Genomic DNA, 22164 nt, shown 5'->3' on the forward strand with positions numbered 1-22164 from the left:
CGACTAGTACTATATGCCCAATACGGCCTACCGAAGGACTGCCTTATTGTTAGTGCTGGTCACCGTCTTGCTTGCTTCGCTTGCACCGTGGGGACCAATCGAAACTCGCTCATTTTCCCATCTTGATTCTGTTATTTATTGGGGATTCAACGTGTTTCTTATACTACTTGGGATCAGTAGCTTCACGATCGCGTTATTCCTTTGGCGAGGACAGCGTAGTGCTCTGCCAATCGCGATCAGCTTGGCTACTCTCTATATTTCTGTCTATCTGCTTGACCTGGGCGGGATTTTCCCGACGTCCCCGGATTCGATGCCACCGACACTTTTGTGGATTGAGGTAGCGGATACAGTACTCTCACTAGTTGTGATTATCTCTAGTTACGGCATTTGGAGGAAGACATCGCAGAGAAAATCGACGGAGAAATCATTCAATTTATGATATTACATAATAAACCAATATTAAAATATTTGGCATATTACTGATCAGTAAGTGGATCTTCCATATATGGGGAAGTCACTGACGAATCAATCGACGAATAAACAGATTATCGTTCTCACGTCTAAACGAGGAGATTGCCTTTCCAAATAAATGGACGTAGATTGAGAAAGATAGCGAGGCCACTTCAGAACGCTAGAATAAGCACAATCGTCCAGAAGGCGTTGTAGCTCAGGTCTTCAGTCACGTCGTCGATGGAGACTGTATATTGGTGCTCTGTGGGGTTCTCGTGGCGCTCGTCGGTGACTTGGTTGATTTTGGCCCTACTGCCCCATGTTACACCAAGCGTGTGTGGACGGACTCCTAATTGGTTCAGACGGTAGTGTTGCTACGATGGGGTTGCTGTCCATCCAATCACAGTCGTCTCGATAGGTGATCTGACCACCGCCACAATAGGTGTGAGTATCTCCATGATACCACCGAGAAGTCCAGTGCGGAATCCAGCGGCGTCTGGGTCTGTCGAACGGCGTGCGGCGATCACTCCTGCGATGAACGCACCGAGAGCCATTAGTGCGGCTCTCGTCCTCTGATTTCCACGTAGCCTTCGCGCATAAACGTGATAGGGGTTCCGGGAGATTCCACTTCCGCTTATTTATTGTAAAATATCTTAGTTGGGTTTGTTCGTGAAATCTCGATTTTCTCAAAATACATTACTCGATCTTAGTGAGTAGTCTGTATGTGCTCGAGCGAGAATACGTGACATCGAACTCCTCGTCCAACAGGCGTTGCACAAGTGGGATGCTCCATTCTGCAGCATCGTAGCCAGCATTTGCAGGTGACTCATGCAGTAGTTGGGAGAGTTCACTCCGTTTCTCGCGATCGAGTTTCGGTGGGCGTCCCGGGCGGTCCTTATCCCGAGCTGCGTCACGAGCCGGCTCTTCCTCGAATCGTCGAAGCCAGTTATAAATGGTCTTCCGTGAGATCCCATACCACTCGGCTAAGTCCGTCTGCGAAACGCCCTGTTTGTAGGCGATCGCAACCATGAGACGCTTCGTCGCGTAGACGTCGTCCACATCCTCGAGTGCCCTCTGGAGTTCAGAAGTCGAGACGTTCACCAGGTGTGGCATTACAGATAAATACGAGCGAACCGTGTAAATAGTTTTGGGGCAATGAATGACCTACCAACTCTCATCTCACGTATTTATCCGAGCGAACGAGCCCCAAGAGGTGATGTGACCGTTCGTTCAACGCACTGACAAAACAGTGGTCTAGGGAGGAATTTCAGAACCACCGAGCAACAAATAGAGTTCCGAACCGACATCCGTCGATTCTTTGTATACCAAATAGCGTCGATTCACTCGGTTCGTGACCTTCGAAGATACGAAGTGATTAGCGAATCCGATGAGTTTCATCGTCGGATTGTTGTGCAAGCTTGCAACTCCTGATCCGATTGTGGAATAGATCTTGTTGTATACCTCGTCCTTCCACAAAATACCAACGTGATCACCGATCCCGTCTAGCATCTTATACCAGTGCGCTATCCGACGGTAACGACCGAATTGAACGCTCTCACTCCCTCGAAGCTAAACGAACTCGAATCGATGCACACCTCTCGAACAGCGGTTAGATGCCGAGGTACTGCTGACGGAGGGTATCATCCTCGTAGAGGCGCTCGCTCGTGACTTCTTCGACAATGCGCCCTTCGTCGAGAATATAGTGACGGTCAGCGACCGCAAGCGCAACCGCCACATTCTGCTCCACGAGTAGTACTGTGATGTTCTGTTCAGCATTGATCGTCTCGATAATGGATTCGATGCGCCGGACGATGTACGGTGCAAGACCCTCGCAGGGTTCGTCGAGGAGCATCATCCGTGGATTGGTGACGAGACTCCGGGCGATGGCGAGCATTTGCTGTTCACCGCCGCTCATGTTTTTCGCCCGGCGGTTTCGCATCTCGTTCAATTCAGGGAATTGTTCCAATACCGTCTCGATACGAAACGGGTTCGACGCGTAGTTGGCTGCGAGCTCGAGATTTTCGACGACAGTTAATTCTCGAAAGCAACGTCGGCCTTCCGGCACAAAGCTAAGTCCCAGCTTAGAGATCTCGTAATTGCGCCGTTCGAGTAAATTCTGGCCATCGAATCGGATCGTTCCGCCGCTGACATTCGGTTCATCAGCCCCTACAATGGAGCGCATCGTCGTCGTCTTTCCGGCTCCGTTACGTCCGAGCAGTGAGACGACCTCGTTCTCTTCGACGACCAGATCGATCCCGAAGAGAATCTGGCCCGTTTCGTACCCGGCCGTGAGGTTGTGAAGTTCCAATAACATCATAGTTCCTCCTTCATACCGCCTAAGTACGCATTCTGAACGTCCTCGTTCCCTCGTATCTCGTCGGGAGAGCCGGTGGCGATGATGGCTCCCTGGTTAAGAACCGAGATTCGATCGCTCATCGAGAGAACGATGCTCATATCGTGTTCGATGAGCAGTATCGTGAGGTCAAGCTCCGATTTGAGCGAGGCGATGAGATCCGCCGTGGCTTGCGTTTCGTTCGGTCCCATCCCGCTGGTCGGCTCGTCGAGCAGGAGAACGTTTGGCTCGGTTGCGAGTGCCATGGCGATACCGAGTCGTCGCTGATCTCCATGCGATAGGTTTCTTGCCTTTTCATCGCGAATATTGTGGAGATTGACGCGTTCGAGGGTTGTGTAGGCACTATCCTCGCAGATCCGTTCGCCATCTCGGAACAGATCGAGACGGAATGTACCGGTTCGAGTCGTTTGTGCGACGATGCGGATGTTCTCGAGAACCGAAAGGTCGTTGAACAGCTGATTCGATTGGAACGATCGCGCGAGTCCTAAGTGTGGGCGTCGCTCCTGTGGGAGATCGGTGATATCCCGTCCTTCGAGCCAAACCGAGCCTTCGCTCGGGGCAAGGGCGTGGGTGATCAGATTGAACAACGTCGTTTTCCCGGCCCCGTTCGGTCCGATAATAGCATGCAGTTCCCCGGGCTCAACGGCGAGATTGACCTCGTCGACGGCAGTCACACCGCTAAACCGTCGCGTGAGGTTGACCGTTCCGAGAACTGCGTCGCGCGGGTTGAGTTCAGCCGTGGTGTCGATGGGGGTGTTTGTCATTGGTAGCTCCTGAGCCAGTTGTACGCTGATTCGATACCGCTCTTTGTCAGCCCCCATAATCCCTCACGGGGGGAGACGAGAACCGCGATGACGAACAGTAACCCAAGTAAGAATTGCCAGTAAGCCAGCACGCCTGAAAGCTCAATGCCTACGATTGGGAACTCCGCTAGCGGTAAGTAAAGCGTCTCGAAGTTGGTAAGATAGTCCTCGGCAAATAGCCACATGAACACGCCTGCGAGAGGTCCAAAAAAGTAGTTTGCACCTCCGAGGACGGTCATCAGTATGGCGTCGCCACTAGTCTGAACGGAGAGTAACGACAGCGTCGCACCTTGGTCGTTGATCTCGATGAGTGCGCCCGCAAGACCGGCGAACATCCCACTGAGTGTGAACGCCCACGCCTTATACCGCCGTGTATTCATTCCCATCGCTCGCGCGAGTTCTTCGTTTTCGCGAATCGCGATCAATGATCGGCCGAAAGGCGATCGAACGACTTGCCAGAGTGCGAGCATACTGACGAAGAAGACGAGTCCAACTACGTAGTACCAGTCGACCGAAAACCCTCCGAGGTTCACGAGCATCTGGCCTCGATAGGTCTGGATGAAAGCAGGGAGCGTATCCCCCGATAACCCCTGTGCACCACCCGTGAGATCCATCGGATTGTAGTTGGCAATGAATTGAACGGCTTCCACAAACGCGAGCGTTAGCATGGCGAAGTAAATCTCGCCCTTGTGGACGATGAGTCGTGCAATGAGGTAGGCGATGACGCCAGCGACGGCGATGGCAGTCGGCGCAACGATGGCATACGGAGCGCTGAACTTGGCGATTCCAATGGCCACTCCGTAGGCACCGGCACCAAAAAAGATAGCGTGACCGAACGAGAGCATCCCCGAGTACCCTAACAGGAGATTGAACGAGGCGACGAACAGCATCCAAATGAGCATCGTGGTGGCGATCTGTCCGTAACCCAGTAACAACGGATGGCTCACCAACGGACGCAAAAGGACCACGATGAGAAAGAGTCCGATGGGAACCGAAAGCCGCCGGATGGAAGATATGTCTACTCCCTCTTCTGTTCGGTTGATCGCCTCGTTCGTTCGTGGTTCGTCGGTCATTCGAGGAATCCCTCCTGTCCGAAAAGTCCGCGCGGACGCACGAGCAGGACGACGATCATCACGAGATATGGGACGAGGCCGTCGATACCGGGAATGGCTAGCCATTGGATTCCGGTCACAGTCGCCAAGGTTCGAAGGACGACCGGAGTCAGATACTGAGCCTCTCCGATGAGGAGTCCGGCGAAAACGCTCCCGAATAGACTTCCTATGCCGCCGACGGCGACGACGACGAACGCGAGGATGATGAAGTGTTCACCCATTCCAAGATCCATGCCGACCTCCGCTCCTCGAAGAACACCTCCGAGACCGGCAATAAACGAACCGAGGAAGAACATCGCTATGAATCGAACCGGCATATTGATACCGAGGAACTCCGCCATTTCTCGGTCTAACACTCCTGCCCGAATCGAGAGTCCGAAGGACGTTCGTTCGATGAAGAGGTACACGGCGATGACGGTGAGTGCACCGACGAGAACGGTGAAGAGCCGGAAGCGTGCGACAGTCGTTACTCCGAGGTCGGCACTCGCGCTCAACACCTGTGGCAGTGGGACACCTTTCGGCCCACCGCCCCAGAAGGCACGAACCAACTCGGAGAACATCAGCGAGAGACCAAACGTGGCCAAGAGGCCGACGAGAGGATCTTCATCGTAAACGAACTGCAACACACCCCGTTCGATGATGATACCGACGAGTCCGATGATGACGGGGGCGATGACGAGGGCAACCCAGAAGGATAACCCCATTTGAGCCATGATTTCGAAGGTGACGTACGCCCCGAGCATCACTAATGCACCGTGTGCGAAGTTGACAATTCCGAGGAGACCGAGGATAATCGACAGTCCCAGCGCGATGAGTACGAGAATCATCCCGTAAACGAGACCGCCGATGGCTTGGTCGACGAACAGGCCGGGGTTGTCGACGAACGATAGTACGAGAAGTCCTCCGACGACGACGCTGGCGAGTACTCCGAAAGGGGAGACCTCGGTCCCGGACAGACGCCGGCCATTGAGCAATCTACGATTCATGGTGGATCAAATTCAAGGCTAGAATGAGCACCCGGTCGCCTCACAATCTCGTGCGAGCTTGTCCCCGGGCGTCGTTGAATTGATATCGAACCAAAGCTTGTACGGGTCATCTTGCATCTTCTCGACCGACCGTCCGGTGACAGTGTGTACTGGCTGGATGAGCTGATGGTCACAGGCGCGCCAGTAACACTTCCCCGGCTGGAGATCGGCAGCCGAGCTGGAAACCTCGTGACCCTCCAGTTCTTTGCGAATCGATTCTGCGTCTTTCGCGCCCGCGCGAATAGCGGCCCGCACATGCTGATCAAGCGATGTGTATCCCATGTAGTGACGGACAAAGGGATCCGTCTCACTTTGTTTCGAGACGCGCTCGTTGAACTCGTCGGCCCCTTCGACGCCCGCGTACCATCCCATCGGCGAGATATCAAGCGCGGCCGCCGCATCCTTATTGAGACCCCAAAGGACGAGATCTTCGAACTGGTGGGCCATTATCTTCAAATCTTGGTGCATTCCCTTGTTCATCAATTGTTTTATCGCCAGCCGTGCGTCTAGGCCGGGATTGATGAGAGCGACACCAGACGCATCGGAGTTAGCGACGTTGTTGAGATACTGCGTGAAATCGTCGGCGGGGAACGGAACGGCGTCATTTCCGACGACCGAGGCACCGTTCTCCTCCAGGGCGTTCGTCAACACCTCTTGACCCGTGTGTCCCCACGTGTAATCCGAATAGAGGACGTACCAGTCGTCGGCTTCTTTGGCCATCTCCGGTGCCGCGGCTTGAACCTGCATCGTGTTGGAGGAATACACACTGTACATGTATTTCTTACACGCGGATCCCGTAAGGGTGTCCGAAGCACCCGAGGCGATGTACGAAACGTCGTTGTCGGAGGCCCATGTGCCCATCTTCGTACAAACCGCGGAGGAGACGCCGCCTTGCACGAAGTCGGCGTTGTCCCTCGTCACGAGGCTCTTTATCCGCTTCAGTCCGGCACTTGGATCCGTTTCGGTGTCCCCTTTCACCAAGTTAATGCTGACGTCAAATTCGGATTCGAGATCCGATTTCGCCAGTTTGGCACCCGCGATTTCGGCCTGACCCCACCCAGCGAATGGGCCACTGAGCGGCCCCATAACGCCGACGGTAAACGACGATGGGCCGTCGGATCCCCCACCGTTGGAACCGCTATTCGGGGAGTTCCCGGAACAACCCGCGAGTCCAGCGATACCTATCGAACCTGCTGCTCCGACACGCTTGAGGACGTGCCGCCTGCTAGTATGTGGCATCCTACCAGATATCGGGATAAGATGGAATATATATCTTACGGATCTGTTATAGGGTGTCTGACATCCCCTGCAAGGGGAGTAATCTTCGCGGTAACGAACCGCTCTAACCACAATATTCAAAAGTACTGTGAACAATCTCTTGAATGATGTTATCGGAGACCATAGACCGCGTCACCGTCCTCGGTGCCGGAAGCATGGGGCACGGAATCGCAGAAGTATCGGCCATGGCCGGGTACGAAGTAGTATTGCGCGACATCGAGGAGGAGCTAGTCCAAGACGGATACGGGAAAATCGAGTGGTCGCTCGGGAAACTCGAAGAGAAGGGACGACTCGACGAAGACGCCGAGACGATCCTCGACCGGGTGTCGACGTCGGTCGATCTCGAAGAGTCCGTTTCCGACGCCGACCTCGTCATCGAGGCAGTTCCCGAACGACTAGAGATCAAAGAAGAAACGTTCTCGACGGTCGACGAGCATGCACCCGACCACGCAATTCTCGCGTCAAACACCTCGAGCCTCTCGATCTCGGACATCGCCTCGGCGACTGATCGGTCGGAGCAGGTCGTCGGGCTACACTTCTTCAACCCGCCGGTGAAGATGGATCTCGTCGAGGTCACGTACGGCGAAGCGACGACCGACGAGACGGCCGAACTCGCCTACGAGTGGGTCGAGTCGGTCGGCAAGACGCCGATCTACGTCCGCAAGGACGTCCACGGCTTCGTGGTCAACACCGTCCTCGTCCCCTTCATGGAGGAGGCGGCGTGGATGCTTTCGAACGGCGAGACGACGGTTCGCGAAGCCGACGCGACGATGGTCTATGAACGTGGCTACCCGATGGGTCCGTTCGAACTCAACGACTTCGGCGGTATCGATATCGCCTACCACTTCCGCGATGAATCCGACCAGCCCGTCCCACCAGTCATCGAGGAAAAAGTCGAAAACGGAAACCTCGGTACGAAGAGCGAGAAGGGATTTTACGACTACGAAGACGGTAACGGCGTCGATTACGAGCCGGAGGACGCCGGGGACTACTACGCGCTCCGCACGGAGGCGGTGATGATCAACAAGGCCGCCTGGCTCGTCGGCAACGACGTCGCGACGCCCGAGGAGATCGACATCGGCCTCCGACTGGGTGGCAGTTTCCCCGAGGGGATGTGCAGACGCGGCGACCGTATCGGTCTCGACAGCGTCCTCGAAAAACTCGAGTCGTTGCACGAGGAATACGGCGAAAAGCGCTACGAGCCCGCCGACTACCTCGTCGAACTCGTAGAGGAGGGCTTTACCGGTGAAGACGCTGGAAAGGGCTTCTTCGACTACCGCGTCGATCCACCGTACCACTATCTCGAGTGGGAACTCGACGACGACGGCGTCCTCGGTATCACCCTCGACCGCCAGGAGCGGATGAACTCGATGTCCGAGGACATGTTCATGGAAATCGATCGCCTTCTGACCGACGTCACGGTCGACGAGGTTTCGTGCGTCATTTTCACCGGTGCCGGGGAACGCGCGTTCAGTTCGGGAGCCGACATCACCGGCTTCACAGCCGGCGAACCCGCCGAGATCATGGACGTCGACGAGATGTTCCAGACCGTCTACGAGTTCCCTCGACCGACGGTCGCGAAGATAGACGGATTCTGCCTGGGAGCCGGACTCGAACTCGCTCTCGCGTGTGATATCCGCGTCGCGACCGAAGACTCGACGATCGGAACGCCGGAGACGACTCTCGGCGTGATTCCCGGCGGTGGCGCCACACAGCGTCTCGTCCGCCTCATCGGAGAGGCCAAGACGAAAGAGATGGTGTACAGAGGGATGCAGTTCGACGCCGAACGGGCCGAGGAGTGGGGCGTCGTCAACCATGCCGTCCCCGACGAAGAGTTCGAGAATCTCGTCGACGAGATCGTCGACGATTTCGTTTCGGGACCGCCGGTCGCACTCAAGGCCGCCAAGCGGGTCATTCAGGACGGCCAAGAGGCCAGCCTCGAGGCCGCCCTCGCGATGGAGAAACAGTCGTTCGCCGTGCTGGCGACGACCGACGACATGCTCGAAGGCGTGAAGGCGTTCAGACAGAACCGCGAGCCGCAGTTCGAGGGTGAGTGATCGTGCCCGTGACGACACGCAACGTCGCAATCGTCGGCGGCGGCACCACGGAGTGGGGCGATCGCGACGCAACGTGGAAGGATCTCGCCCAAGAGGGTGGAAAGGCGACGTTCGACGGCGTTCCCGGCGTCGGTCCCGAGGATATCGAGGGACTGTTCGTCGGAACCGTCCAACCCGAGCGGTTCTCCTATCAGTCGCACGTCGCACCGATGGTAGCCGAACTACTCGGAATCGAAGTTACCGAGATGACCGCACGGACCGAACTGGCATGTGCCAGCGGCCAAGCCGCGTTGCGCTACGCATGGCTCGCAATCGCGGCCGGGCAGCTCGATACTGCGCTCGTGCTCGGGGTCGAGAAGATGAACCTCGGCCGCGACTACGTGCCGGAGATGCAGTCGTCGATGGCCAACGTCCTCGATCGGGAGTTCGACGGCGTCAACGGGCTCTCCGCACCCCCGTTCTTCGCGTGGTATGCCCAGCGACACATGCACGAACACGGGACGACTCGCGATCAGCTGTCTCTGGTCGCTGCGAAGAACAAGAGCTACGCCGCCAAGACCGACTTCGCACAGTTCCGTTCCGAGATCGAACCCGAGGAGATCACCGAGTCGGCCGAGATCGCGCCGCCGCTACACCTCTTCGACTGCAGCGGTATCACCGACGGCGCGACGGGCGTGATCCTGATGAGCGAGGAGAAAGCCCGGGAAGTCACCGATACCGCGGCCTGGATCACCGGGAGCGGCCAGTCGTCGATGGCGGGCAACTCGATCAACAACCTGCCGTCGTTCAGCGGCTGGCCCCAAGCCCGTAAGGCATCACAGAACGCCTATGCGCAGGCTGGAATCGAAGATCCACTCGAGGACATAGACGTCGCCGAAATCCACGACTGCTTTTCGATCAGTGAGATCATCGAGTACGAGGAACTCGGCTTCGCCGAGCGCGGTGAAGGTGGTCAGTTCATCGAGGACGGTCGCAGTTACATCGACGGCGACGTCGCGGTCAATCCCCGCGGCGGCTTGCTCGGCTGTGGCCACCCATTGGGCGCGACCGGCGTCTCGCAAGCCCTCGAAGTCACCCGACAGTTCCAGGGCGAGGTCGAACGTGATCGACAGGTAGACGACCCGACGACCGGACTCATTCACAACCTGAGCGGCAGCGGCTCGGTTCACAGCGTGATGGTCCTAGACAGTGATCCACGATGACTGATACAGACACCAGCGATTCCAACGACGAAGAACGAGAGCGCGTTTCGGTTCCCGAGCGGATAGAGTTCCCGCGGCTGCTCGACTTCTACGAGCTCCAGACCGAAGAACAGACGAAGATTCACGAGTTCTACGACAACCTCGGTGACGGACAGTTGACAACAACGCAGTGTCGCGACTGCGACGAGATCCACTTCCCACCCCGGATCGTCTGTCCCGAGTGTACGAGCGACGACCTCGAGTACGTCGACCTCCCCCACGAGGGCGAACTGTTCGCCTTCTCCGAGGTCCGGGGCGGTCTCCCGCTTGGGCTACGCGAACACGACGTTCCCTACGTGGTGGCCGTCATCGACCTCGGCCCCGTCAAACTCTCGGGACGTGTCGACGACGCCTCATATAGCGACCTCGAGATCGGTGACTCGGTCGCGCTGAAGATCGTCGAGATCGACGGTCCGACGGATGAGGAACGCGTCTTCTACCGTTTCGAACCCGCGGACGGTGATTCGTGATGAAGGACTACGAACTCACGCTACAGGTCATGCTCGAGCGGGCCACCGATCTGTTCGGTCACAAGGAAATCGTTTCGGAACTGCCCGATGGAACGACCCACAGGTACACGTACGAAGATGCGTACGACCGAATCGGGCAGCTGGCGAACGCACTCGACGATCTCGGCGTCGGACGGGGCTCGCGCGTGTCGGTAATGGCGATCAACCACTACCGTCACTACGAACTGTACTTCGGCCCTGCGTGTAGCGGCCGGAGTATCCACATGACGAATCACATGCTTCCGGACGAGCACTTAGTAGAGATCGTCACCGAGGCCGAAGATGAGGTCCTCTTCGTCGATCCTCAGTTGGTCGAAACCGTCGAGGGCGTCGCCGACGAGTTCGAGACGGTCGAGCAGTACGTGATCCTGGACGACGAAGTGCCCGAGACGAACCTTGAGCCCGTGATCGCCTACGAGGACCTGCTCGCGGGCCAAGATACCGAGTACGACTGGCCCGATCTCGACGAGGACGACGAGGCGGGGATCTGTTACACCTCGGGAACGACGGGACTGCCAAAGGGCGCCGCGTACAGTCACCGCGACCTCTACCTGCACTCGCTGACCCACGGCCACGTCGACGTCTTCGAGATCAGCGAGAACGACGCCGTGATGCCGGTCGTCCCGATGTACCACGTCAACGGCTGGGGGCTACCCTACTCTGCGACGCTCTCCGGTTCAAAACTCGTCCTCCCTGGCGAAAACACCGACGCCGAGGGAATCGCCCGTCTCATCGACCGTGAGGAAGTGACCGTCACCGCCGCCGTGACGACGGTTTGGCTCGACATGGCACAGTACTACGACGAGAACGAGGATGTCGAACTCGAAAGCCTCGATCGAGTTCTCATCGGCGGCACCTCACCGCCGGAGTGGCTCATGGAGAAGTTCGACAAGGAGATCGATGCGCCGATCCACCAAGGGTACGGCATGACGGAGGCGGCACCCCACCTCGTCAACACGATGACGACGACTGAAGTCCGGGAATTGTCGGAGAGCGAACGCTACCAGCAGCAGATGAAACCCGGGATTTCCGCGCCCGGCGTGCGAATCCGCCTGCGGACGCCTGACGGTGAATCCGTCCCCCACGACGGCGAGTCGACCGGCGAGATCCAGGCACGGGCACCGTGGCTCATTGACGAGTACTATGCCCGTCCCGAGGAGACGAAGACATCGTTCACCGATGACGGCTGGTTCAAGACCGGCGACGTCGGCGTCGTGGACAAGTACGGCTACCTCGAGGTCGTGGATCGCCTCGACGATGTGATTAAGAGTGGTGGCGAGTGGATCTCCTCGCTCGAACTCGAGAACGAGTTGATGGCTCACGACGACGTCGAGGAAGCGACGGTGATCAACATGGAACACGAGAAGTGGGATGAGCGCCCGGTCGCCTACGTCGTCCAACGCAGCGAAATCACTGAGAACAAACTTAGAGAGCACCTCCTTGATCGGTTCCCAAAGTGGTGGCTCCCCGACCAGATCGTCTTCATTGAGTCGATCCCGAAGACGACGACAGGGAAGTTCGACAAGAAGGTGCTACGCAGCGAGTTCGAGTCGGAGTACGGGACGCTGCCGGTCGACGAGTAATCGGGTCGGAACCCTGTATTTTTGAGTCATTCTCCCACATCGCTGTCGCCGTCCGCTGACAACAGGTTCGCAAGTACACATCCCACCTTCTCCACGCCGACTGGCACAACTCACTGTTGGTTGCTTTGATGTCTTACCGCACTTGATCTCACCGTCGATGTAACTGTGAGGATAGTGACTATAATCGATCGAGCGATGTACGATGGAAATCCGAGGAACGGAATCCGTCCGAAATATTCGAACGATGCCGACGGGACTGCAAACGATAGACCGTAAAATCGGTATCTTTGGGGCTATCCGATCATCGTCACGTTTTCCTAGTTCGCTTTGGCGACCCTTCGATTACACTCCTACGTTTGTAAAGCCGAATGGTCGTAGCAGAATCCGTCCGAAATAACCGAACAATTATAAGAGCGAAGACAGTAGCGATCGTATGGACCGAACATCGGCTCCGCTTCAAACGGTCATTCGAGCCTTCGAAATCATTGAACTACTGTGGGAAGGAAACATAACGGGGCCGTCGGACCTGGCCAGACAGATGGATATGCCTCGAAGTACCGCACACGACTACCTGCGAACGCTAGAGTCGACAGGGTATGTAGTTAGAAGGGATGGACAGTATCACGTGGGATACCGGTTCCTCGCCATGGGGAGTCGATTGAAACACAGAAACCGCCTGTTCCACATCGCGAAACCGGTACTAGAACAGATCGCTTCCGAAACGGGTGAACTCGCTACCGTCAGTGTCGAGGAACGTGGCCGATGGGTCGTTCTCCACGACGAAAGTGGGCCACGGTCGTTGAACTTAGGCACCTATCCGGGCCGACGAACGCCACTCCACTCACACGCTGCCGGAAAGGTCATACTGGCTCACCTTCCCGACGAAGACGTCGAGGAGATACTCGATACACACGGATTAGATCCGGTGACCGAAAACACGGTCACCAATGTCGAAACCCTGCGAGAAGAACTACGAACGATTCGGGACGACGGCTACGCTTTGGACTGCAACCAACAGATTCCAGGAATGTGCGTCGTCGCGGTACCTCTTCTCAACGACGCTACCGTACTCGGTGCTCTTTCCATAGCGACTACGACGGACAGACTGAAAGATTCGGCCTTTCGCTCTGAGCTGATAGAACACGTTCGCCGAGGTGCAAAAACGATTACCAACGAATACTAGCGGCTCACTGTAAGAGAACGTACCGGGTTCCGCAACCGAGATTTCGGCGGGACGTTTCACGATGGCCCTCTTCCTGATGACTCGTCTTCTGGTTGCTACTGATTCGTTACGCATGGTTCCTTCCGGGAAATGTTTTAAATGCGACGGTTCGATAATGGCGAACGGTGGGAGATGCATCGAATTACACCATCCGTTAACGCGGGTCAGCCAAGGAAAGTGGACAGTAGTTACTGATATGCGAGATTGACCTCGACGTCATCCGCAGCTGCGATGAGATACTCAGCGAGTTTCTGCTCACGTTGGTCCTGTTTGAAACGGTGTGCAGCGCCCGCAATCGACAACGCTCCCCGGATCTCTCCATCGGAAAGTAGTGGAACTCCGACCGCGTGGATCCCTGCGATGTCTTCGCCTTGGTTTACCGCATAGCCTCGCTCGCGGATATTTTCAAGCTCCGTGTGTAGCGTATCAGGTTCGGTGATAGTGTTCTCCGTTTTCGTGGGGAGTCCGTGCTGATCGATGATGTCGTCAATCTGCCCTGAAGGAAGGTTTGCCAGAATAGCCTTTCCACCGGAGTTATTGTGAAGATAGGTCCACGACCCAAGGATGGATTCTTTGCTAATTCCGGTGTCCCCCTTCTCCCCGTATAGAAACCAGCCGAGACCGTTCTCGGGGATGATGAGCCAGACCATCTCGCCCGTTCTCTCCGCGAGTTCATGGATTTTCGACTTTGAAGCATGATAAATATCGTAGCTATCTCTGACGTACTCGCCGAAATGTAGAAACTGGAGTCCGAGGTTGTACGTACCGTTCCGTTTTACTACGTACCCGTGCTTGACCATCGTGTGGAGATGCTTGTGAATGGAACTTTTCGCCATACCAAGTTGGTTGGCGAGTTCGGTGACACCCGCACCGTCTGATTCCCGAAGCTGTTCAATTATAGCGAACAGCGTTTCATCCGACTTGACCAGATTCGTTCCATCGGCGTTAGTATCCATCGCCCGATGAGTGGAGCGTTTTGCACTTAAACGTTGGTGGCAGCCACCGATTTTCGTAGCGAGGTGTGACGAACCGCCGTCCCTCTCGTTTTCAGTTCGGAATTCCACTGCGTGCTACCCATGAGAGGATGATACGACGACCCACCTCCTCAAGCGTTCGCTGGCAGCGAACAAATGATGCGCGTAATCGATGCACGCTCTGGAAATCCACTGGGGATGGAGTACAAATATAGCTCCGTAACACCGTGTGTAGGGCTCTCAAGCACCGAAGACCGAAAATCGCGGCTTGATTTGAGCGCCCCGAGAAGGGTGAGATTCAATGAACGGAAACACGAACGTTCGCTGTGAGAGAACACATCGATTCGTGAATTGGCTTCCGAAATCGCCGGGGTCAGACGATATTCTAGGAGAAAGGAATCGAGTCGAGAGTTGAACTATGACAAGAGGAGCGTCAGTTAGATCCCGTCAAACGGTTGTCGCGGTGGGACGTAGCAGGGGAACAGTTCTCACAGGACACGCCTACAGGAGAGGAAGATCGACGGAGAGTCGCAGAGGATTGAGTACCTGAATCGCGCTGCAACGTATCGACCAGCAGTAGGTCGAAAAGAGGATCGCCGCGAATGGATACGTGAGAAACATCTGGACTTTGACCGCTCCGCGCCTCGATCCGACGAACCCTACACCGGCGGCGAACAATGGGAGTACGGCCGCGACGGCCGTGATCGGCGGAAACAAGCCCGCGTAGACCAGCCCAATCACGAGCGATGAAGTCGAGAAGAAAAACGTGGCTGCAACCACATTCGCCCCATCGTTTCCGAGAAGAACTGGAACGGTGCGCTTTCCGATCGACTGATCGAACGTGTAATCGAGTCGGTCCGTGGACACCTTCACCCCCGAGAGAAGAACGACGAACATGACCGATACGCCAAGGATTTTAGCGGACAACTGCCCCGTTTGGACGAAATACCCCCCGAGGACGGACAGGCCGATACCGATCGGGTAATCGGCGGTGACCGTAACTGGGTTCATATCGAGGTACGGCGCGTGCAATAGGGCCAGTATCCACAACGGAACCGTCATCAGCACAGCGGCGAGACTCACAGACCACCATAGGGCGACCATCGTTAGCAGGAAACCAGCGCTCGCTATCCGTATCGCGACCTGGTTCTCCCGAGGGGACAGGGTCGGTTGCTCTTCACCGCGAACGTGGCCGTCGACGTACCCGTCTTTCAGGTGTGCCGTATACAGGGCGAGTCCGACGGCCCACCCGTGAAGTATCCCTGGAATGAGAGCGAACACTGGGGAGAGTAATCCCCCGAACAGGGATGTCGCGATGGCGGGAACGAAGAACATCGGCTTGATGTGCGACAGGAGCCCCCGACCGCTCGTACGGATGCGTTTAGTGTACATAGGTATCGTTGCGCGGAGCTACACAAAAACCTGATCGTGATCACTCGGGAATCCAGGTAGCGAATGAAGGGAAGACAGAATCACGATTTGAGGATCGTCCGAATCATAAGATACCACGCACGGCATCATTCGGTGAAATAGCCCACCTTTGCTGAGATCACCATAACCTTTAATAGTAGGGGTGGGAACGTTATGCTATAACGTCTCGCACCATGAAGTACTTAGAGGCGTTCGAACGAACCGTCCGGACGCACGCTAACGATAGAGCCATCGTTACTGACCAGGGAGTCGAGTTTACCTATGACCAATTCGACCGGCGAAGTACCCAGTTGGCAAACGCTCTGGACGAGCGAATTCCCTCGGATCGATGTGCGGTTCTTGCAAACAACGGATTGCCCGCCGTCGAATCGATGATCGCCGGACAGAAGCGCGGCGAAGCCACCGTACAACTGCCCTTCAGAGGGAGCACTCGCGAACTGATTTCGATGACGGAGACGGCAGACGCCGCAGGCTTGGTCTTCGACGATGCCAACGCAGAGATCGCCCTCGAGATGCTTGAAGAGGGCGAATTCGAGGTGGCAATTCACGCCGGGAAACGGACCATCTCTCGCGTCGATGTCGAATCCTACGATGCGGTGCTCTCGGGGACGGCCGAGGAGTCACGGGACGAGTTACCCGACGGTGACGATTGTGCCGTCTTCTACACGAGTGGGACGACGAGTCAGCCGAAAGCGGTTTGCTTCGACCAAGAGCAGATGTGGCTCGGAGCAACCCAAGTCGTCATGGAACACGGCATCGACATGACTGACGTCGCACTCGTGACGACGCCGTGGTATCACATGGTCACGTCCGACGCGTGGCTCTACCCTCACCTCCTCGCGGGGGCGACGGTCGTTCTTCATTCGAGCTTCGACCCGACGAAGGCGCTCGAACTGATCGAGAAACACGAGATCACGGGACTGCTCGCCGTCCCAACACAACTAAACGGACTCAACGATGTCCAGGCCGAATCCGGCTACGACGTCGATTCGCTTTCGTATATTCGGACCGGCGGGTCGATAGTCACCGAGGAACTGATCGAGCGCACTGCTTCGCTGCTTACCGAAAACGTCTACAATACGTACGGGATGACCGAAGGAGGGCCGAACTTGACGTTCGCTCACCCGTCGGTTCAGAACGACCACCCCGGATCGATCGGCAAGGAGTCGTTCGTCTGGGAACTACGGGTGGTGGAAACGGCACCGCTGGATGAGCATCCGGATCCGACGGCAACTGTCGATTCGGGTGAGTTGGGGGAGATCATCGCACGAGGCCCCGGACGGTCGGAGGGATACATCGATAACGAACGGGCCGAACGGAGGTCGTATTTCGGCGACTGGCTCAGGACGTGCGACATCGCACGAATCGACGAAGACGGGTTCCTCTACATCGTCGACCGCGTCGACAACATGATCATCAGCGGCGGGGAAAACGTCTACCCGTCCGAAGTCGAGCAGGCATTAGCCTCTCACCGGAACGTCCAGGAGATTTGCGTTGCCGGTCTGGACGACGACCACTGGGGGCAGATCGTTACCGCCGTCGTCGTCACCGACGGTTCCATCGACGAAGACGAACTCGACGCGTTCTGCAAAGATCACGAGTCGCTGGCCAATTTCAAGCGTCCGCGTCAGTACGCCATCACCACTGAGACGCTGCCGCGATCCGATACCGGAACGATACAGCGAGAGCGCGTCGTCGAGTTACACTTTGGTTGACCGCACGCTAATCAGCTCCCATAGACGGGCACGAACGCGACAGCTTGAATCAGGGAGTCAGCTTGAATCGGGGAGGGTGTCGAACGTGCGAAGCGATCCCAACGCCGGCATCCGGACACCCTTCACGTTACGCTATTCTGTGGGCGATTAGCGAACCAGTCGAACAAATCGACTCCCGAATCGGTGCAGACACGTTAGATCCGTTCACCTCGTAGATGGAACCGTTACGTCCGCGAGTCGGGGAAAACCATATGGTGCTCTTCCGAATAGAGGTAGTTGTGAATCTACAGAGACTGTTCAATCCCGACAGTATTGCGGTCATCGGGGCCTCACAGAACGAAGGAAAGATCGGCTACGAGGCGATGGCGAACGCGACTGCGTTCAACGGCTCGGTATACCCCGTCAACCCGTCTTCGTCGGGAATGGTATTCGGCGAATCGTTCGTCGCCTCCGTGACGGAAATCGATGATACCGTCGACCTCGCCTTGCTGTGCGTTCCCGGACCCGTTGTACCGGACGTACTCGAAGAGTGCGGCGAAGCAGACGTCGGAGGTGCCGTCATCTACGCTGGCGGCTTCGCGGAGGCTGGCGAGGAGGGTGAACGCCTCCAGGAACGCACCGTCGAGGTTGCAACTGAACACGATATCGCACTCCTCGGGCCGAATACGAGCGGCTTCGTCGTCCCAAGCGAGGAGCTGTTCGCCTCGTTCGCTAGCGGCGTCGAGCGGATACGAGCAGGAAACGTCGCGGTCATCGCCCAAAGTGGCGGCGTCGCCCACGTTCTCGCCTTCCAGGCCCGTCGCGAGCACTACGGGTTGTCGGGAATGGTCGGACTCGGAAATCGCGCCAACGTCGGTTTTCAGGAGGTCGTCTCGTACTTCGATGCGGACGAGCGAACCGACGCGATACTTCTTCACGTCGAGGGCACTGACGACGGGCGTGGAGTCTTGGAAACGTGTCGTGACGCCGAGACTCCGGTCGTCGCCTACAAGGTAGGAAAGACTGACGTTGGCGACTTCGCCGAGTCACACACCGGAGCGCTGACCGGGAAACACGATCTGTACATGGCGGGGTTCGAGCAGTATGGCGTCCTGACGGTTGAATCGACGAGCGAACTGATCGATGCGGGCGTCGCACTTGGACGTTCGCCCGACCCCTCCGGACTGAACATCGGCGTCGTGACGGCACAAGCAGGTCCCGGAATCATCATCGCCGACCGCATTCAGCGGGCCGGCGGTAAGCTTCCAGAACTGACGGCGGCAACCCAAGAGCGTCTTGAAGAGCTCCTCCCCGGAATAACGTATGCTGGAAACCCCGTCGACACCGGGCGACCCATGCCGGAGTTTGGAGAGGTCGTGTCCACCGTCGCAGCGGACGAACAGGTCGATATCGTCCTCGTATTTGAGCTGTTCGAGGAGGCGTTGGGCTTCCCGCTCGACACACTCGACGGCTTGGCCAAAGACGTCGACAAACCGGTTCTGTTCGTCACGGACGGCATCGAGGAGGGGATGGCAGACGACCTCGCATCGCTCCGTGCGGCAAACGTGCCCGTGTTTACCTCACCCGAGCGCGGCGCGGAGGCTGCTGCCCTGCTCGCTGAGTACGCCGTACTGTCCGATGCTACCGATCGAACGGAGGTGAACGCGAATGTCTGATCCCATCGCAACGGCGCGGGCGGACGGGCGGACGGTCCTGACCGAGGCGGAAAGCAAGTCGCTGCTCGCGAACACCGACGTAACGACTCCCGCGTTCCGCATCGCGGAAGACGCGGCGGCGGCCGTCGAGTCCGCTGAAGCCATCGGCTATCCTGTCGTCGTCAAAGTCTCCGCTCCGTCGATAGTCCACAAGAGTGACTGGGCTGACGGGGTCGGCGTCGCACTCGGATTAGAGACCGGTGACGCGGTCCACGAAGCCGCACAAGCGATTCTCGACGCTGCGACTGCGGCGGAAATAGAGGCGAACATTCTCGTCGAAGCAGCCCACGACACGGATTCGGGTACTGAGATCATCGTCGGCGGCCTGCGAGACCCGTCGTTCGGTCCCGTCGTGCTGGCAGGCCTCGGTGGCGTCTTTACGGAGGTGTTCGCGGATACCAGTCACCGTCTCGCGCCGATCGATCGATCGGAAGCTCGGTCGGCGATCGAGGAATTACAGGCGATACGCATCCTCGACGGCTATCGTGGAAGTCCGCCAGCCGATGTATCGGCACTCGCGGATGTCGTCAAGCGCATCGGGGATCTCGTCGTTGATCACAAAGCGATTGCAGAGGTGGACGTCAATCCCGTGCTGGCGACCGATACTGGCGCGGTCGCATTGGACGCCGCCGTCGTTCTTCAGGAGGAATGACCATGTACGAGCGAACGTGGACCGTACGATTTTCGGACACCGACCCCTTCGGTATCGCCCACTACCCTCGCATCGTCGACGCCATCCACGAGACGTCCGATATGTTCATGGAAGCGATAGGCTGGCCCTTCTGGGAGATGTCTCGGGAGCGCGGGTTCGGCCTCCCACTCGTGGAGATGAACTTCGAGTTCGAGAACCCCGTCGAGGCCGGCGATGACGTCACCATCGAACTGACGCCGACGCTCGGAAACCGGAGCGTGAAATTCGAGTACGTCGCCCGCTGCGGCGGTGAGGTGGCGTTCTCCGGGTATGAACAGCGCGTCTGCGCTCGCACCGGCGGAGCGGGGGCGATCGAATTCCCCGAGGACCTCCGGAAAGCGATGGAAGCGTACGCCGACGACTAATCGGCACTCCGTCCTTCCAGGCTGTACGACCCCAGGCCAACCGAGGCTGCGTCCGGACGCGGGCGATACGCTTTTTGGACTGCTATCGTAATGTATTCGCATGGCCGAGTTCGACAACATTTACGCCGAGGAAAATCCCTTCGTTCAAGCACACTTCGACTGCCTGAGTTGCGGCGGGAAGCTCTGGGAGTACGCCATCCAGGGACAGATGGTCTGTGAAGACTGTCGGGCAGTCTTCCCCTCTGAGGAGATATTCGACGCACAGACGTAGCACTGTGGGATGGGCCGCACGTAACCCCGCCGAGTTGCTCTCAGCTCTCTGGATCGACCGACCATGAGGGGGAAAATCGTCGGGTCAATGGTGACCCGTATCGAATTCGGAGAGAGGGTGATGCGTCCACTACTTTTATGATGAATCTGTGCGATAGTCTGACCATGGCCCAACAAGATCCCGAGGAACTCTTGGAGCTGAGTTCCGACACGCGAAACATCCTCGAAGACCACGGTCTCCGTCCGCTCTGGGAGGTCGAAGACGACTTCGGAAACGTCATTGACGACCTCGAAGCGGATATCTGGAAGTGGGAGGACATCCAAACCGCCATCGATGGCATCGAAGCGGACGTGCCGATCGCCGACCTTCCGCCGGGGTTCCAGCGGCGGGTCGCCGTCCCCATTAACACCGCAATCGGAAACGCGATATCGAACACCATCTACGTCGGCGTCCAGACGGTTTCTCCCGGCGAAACCGCCCCCTCCCACCGCCACTCGGCGAACGCCTTGCGATTTACCATCGACGGCAACGAGGAGATGAAGACGGTCGTTGCGGGCGAGGAATTCCCGATGGAGGACAACGATCTCATCACAACGCCACAGTGGGAGTGGCACGACCACGTCAACGACTCCGACGAGACGGCCGCGTGGCTCGACGTCCTCGATCTACCCCTCTTCTTGGACTCGCTGAACAAGCGACAGGCCTTCGAGAATCACGAACTCGAACGCCAACCCGTCACGAAGACCCAAGGGTACTGGGACTCCCAGTACGGTCGCGGCCGTCCCGCGAACGAGAAGGCGGACGGGTCAATTCCGGGGCCGTTCGAGGGCATCCGAGAGGCGACGCCGCCGTACCGTTTCGGCTGGGACGAGATGCTTGAGACACTGCACCAGCGAGCGGACAATGACGACCCCGACCCGCACGACGGATACAATCTTGCCTACGTCAATCCGGCGACGGGGAAGGAGCCGTTGTTCCCAACGATGTCGTTCCGCGCACAATTGCTCAACGAGGGGTCGACCGACCCGCACTTCCACAACTCGACGGAGGTGTACTTCGTCATCGAAGGGGAAGGAGTGACCCATGTCGGCGACGAGGCGTTGGAGTGGGGTAAGTGGGATATCTTCGTCGTGCCGCCGGACGAGATTCATCACCACGAACCGGATGACGAGGCGATCCTCCTCGGCATGAGTGACCGTCCGGTATTCGAGGCGTTCAACTTCTATGCCGAAGCGCAACCGACCTAAATTTCTGTCGTCTCAAACCGGAACTTCATCGATTCTACAGGGAAATCAGGTCGAGCGCCTCTTCGGCGTTAAACAAATAACCGCCGTTCGTGATTCGAGGCGGTCTCCGGTCGTCGAATCACGCGCCCATAGAATCCAGATGA

The 22164-nt window shown here is 57.4% G+C and carries 19 protein-coding genes and 1 pseudogene; 12 read left to right on the forward strand and 8 right to left on the reverse strand.

Translation table 11 applies throughout. The features are described from left to right. Positions 1-1146: 1146 nt before the first annotated feature. From ACGYLY_RS20550 to ACGYLY_RS20575, 6 genes are all read right to left on the reverse strand, one after another. Complete coding sequence (locus tag ACGYLY_RS20550; RefSeq protein ID WP_395284677.1) at positions 1147-1563, reverse strand: helix-turn-helix domain-containing protein; 417 nt, start codon at positions 1561-1563, stop codon at positions 1147-1149. A gap of 496 nt (positions 1564-2059) precedes the next feature. Further along, on the reverse strand, positions 2060-2764 hold the full coding sequence (locus tag ACGYLY_RS20555; protein WP_395284676.1) for an ABC transporter ATP-binding protein: 705 nt from the start codon (positions 2762-2764) through the stop codon (positions 2060-2062). Further along, a complete protein-coding gene (locus ACGYLY_RS20560) occupies positions 2764-3567 on the reverse strand; it encodes an ABC transporter ATP-binding protein (RefSeq protein ID WP_395284675.1) in 804 nt (267 codons plus the stop codon). Before ACGYLY_RS20560 ends, ACGYLY_RS20555 begins: the two co-directional genes overlap by 1 nt. Next, entirely contained in the window at positions 3564-4679 is a 1116-nt protein-coding gene (locus ACGYLY_RS20565; protein ID WP_395284674.1) for a branched-chain amino acid ABC transporter permease, read from the reverse strand. The genes ACGYLY_RS20560 and ACGYLY_RS20565 overlap by 4 nt, the downstream gene beginning before the upstream one ends. After that, the gene (locus tag ACGYLY_RS20570) at positions 4676-5704 is read right to left on the reverse strand and encodes a branched-chain amino acid ABC transporter permease (protein WP_395284673.1); all 1029 of its coding nucleotides are present in this window, start codon (positions 5702-5704) and stop codon (positions 4676-4678) included. Before ACGYLY_RS20570 ends, ACGYLY_RS20565 begins: the two co-directional genes overlap by 4 nt. A gap of 18 nt (positions 5705-5722) precedes the next feature. After that, entirely contained in the window at positions 5723-6982 is a 1260-nt protein-coding gene (locus ACGYLY_RS20575; RefSeq protein ID WP_395284672.1) for an ABC transporter substrate-binding protein, read from the reverse strand. 146 nt (positions 6983-7128) lie between these two features. Between ACGYLY_RS20575 and ACGYLY_RS20580 the strand changes: the two genes are divergently transcribed. The 6 genes and pseudogenes from ACGYLY_RS20580 to ACGYLY_RS20605 all read left to right on the forward strand — a co-directional run bounded on the left by ACGYLY_RS20580 (position 7129) and on the right by ACGYLY_RS20605 (position 13594). Beyond that, complete coding sequence (locus ACGYLY_RS20580) at positions 7129-9078, forward strand: 3-hydroxyacyl-CoA dehydrogenase/enoyl-CoA hydratase family protein (protein WP_395284671.1); 1950 nt, start codon at positions 7129-7131, stop codon at positions 9076-9078. 2 nt (positions 9079-9080) lie between these two features. Beyond that, complete coding sequence (locus ACGYLY_RS20585) at positions 9081-10280, forward strand: thiolase C-terminal domain-containing protein (protein ID WP_395284670.1); 1200 nt, start codon at positions 9081-9083, stop codon at positions 10278-10280. After that, complete coding sequence (locus tag ACGYLY_RS20590) at positions 10277-10789, forward strand: Zn-ribbon domain-containing OB-fold protein (protein ID WP_395284669.1); 513 nt, start codon at positions 10277-10279, stop codon at positions 10787-10789. The genes ACGYLY_RS20585 and ACGYLY_RS20590 overlap by 4 nt, the downstream gene beginning before the upstream one ends. Beyond that, positions 10789-12411, forward strand: a complete 1623-nt coding sequence (locus tag ACGYLY_RS20595) for a long-chain-fatty-acid--CoA ligase (protein ID WP_395284668.1) — start codon at positions 10789-10791, stop codon at positions 12409-12411. Before ACGYLY_RS20590 ends, ACGYLY_RS20595 begins: the two co-directional genes overlap by 1 nt. Positions 12412-12844: 433 nt before the next feature. Further along, positions 12845-13009 (forward strand): annotated as a pseudogene (locus ACGYLY_RS20600) (helix-turn-helix domain-containing protein); the annotation flags it as partial. A 27-nt stretch (positions 13010-13036) separates the two neighbouring features. Then, positions 13037-13594, forward strand: coding sequence for an IclR family transcriptional regulator (locus tag ACGYLY_RS20605; RefSeq protein WP_395291281.1), 558 nt, complete (start codon positions 13037-13039; stop codon positions 13592-13594). A gap of 227 nt (positions 13595-13821) precedes the next feature. Here ACGYLY_RS20605 and ACGYLY_RS20610 read toward each other — a convergent pair whose 3' ends face one another. Both ACGYLY_RS20610 and ACGYLY_RS20615 read right to left on the reverse strand, forming a co-directional pair. Next, positions 13822-14589: an IclR family transcriptional regulator gene (locus ACGYLY_RS20610; protein WP_395284666.1), complete on the reverse strand. Its 768-nt coding sequence runs from the start codon at positions 14587-14589 to the stop codon at positions 13822-13824. 519 nt (positions 14590-15108) lie between these two features. Beyond that, a complete protein-coding gene (locus ACGYLY_RS20615; RefSeq protein ID WP_395284665.1) occupies positions 15109-15999 on the reverse strand; it encodes a UbiA family prenyltransferase in 891 nt (296 codons plus the stop codon). Between the two features lie 212 nt (positions 16000-16211). On the opposite strand from ACGYLY_RS20615, the gene ACGYLY_RS20620 reads away from it, so the two are divergent. The 6 genes from ACGYLY_RS20620 (at position 16212) to ACGYLY_RS20645 (ending at position 22021) form a co-directional block, all read left to right on the forward strand. After that, entirely contained in the window at positions 16212-17753 is a 1542-nt protein-coding gene (locus tag ACGYLY_RS20620) for a class I adenylate-forming enzyme family protein (RefSeq protein ID WP_395284664.1), read from the forward strand. Positions 17754-18004: 251 nt separating this feature from the next. Beyond that, on the forward strand, positions 18005-19408 hold the full coding sequence (locus ACGYLY_RS20625) for a CoA-binding protein (protein ID WP_395284663.1): 1404 nt from the start codon (positions 18005-18007) through the stop codon (positions 19406-19408). Next, complete coding sequence (locus tag ACGYLY_RS20630; RefSeq protein ID WP_395284662.1) at positions 19401-20099, forward strand: acetate--CoA ligase family protein; 699 nt, start codon at positions 19401-19403, stop codon at positions 20097-20099. The genes ACGYLY_RS20625 and ACGYLY_RS20630 overlap by 8 nt, the downstream gene beginning before the upstream one ends. After that, entirely contained in the window at positions 20096-20503 is a 408-nt protein-coding gene (locus tag ACGYLY_RS20635) for an acyl-CoA thioesterase (protein ID WP_395284661.1), read from the forward strand. Before ACGYLY_RS20630 ends, ACGYLY_RS20635 begins: the two co-directional genes overlap by 4 nt. 100 nt (positions 20504-20603) lie before the next feature. Further along, positions 20604-20774, forward strand: a complete 171-nt coding sequence (locus ACGYLY_RS20640) for a hypothetical protein (protein WP_231187736.1) — start codon at positions 20604-20606, stop codon at positions 20772-20774. Positions 20775-20938: 164 nt separating this feature from the next. Next, a complete protein-coding gene (locus tag ACGYLY_RS20645; protein ID WP_395284660.1) occupies positions 20939-22021 on the forward strand; it encodes a cupin domain-containing protein in 1083 nt (360 codons plus the stop codon). Positions 22022-22164: the final 143 nt, after the last annotated feature.

It is taken from the genome of Haladaptatus sp. CMAA 1909 (assembly GCF_043952005.1).
In the GTDB taxonomy this organism is placed as follows: Archaea; Halobacteriota; Halobacteria; order Halobacteriales; family Haladaptataceae; genus Haladaptatus.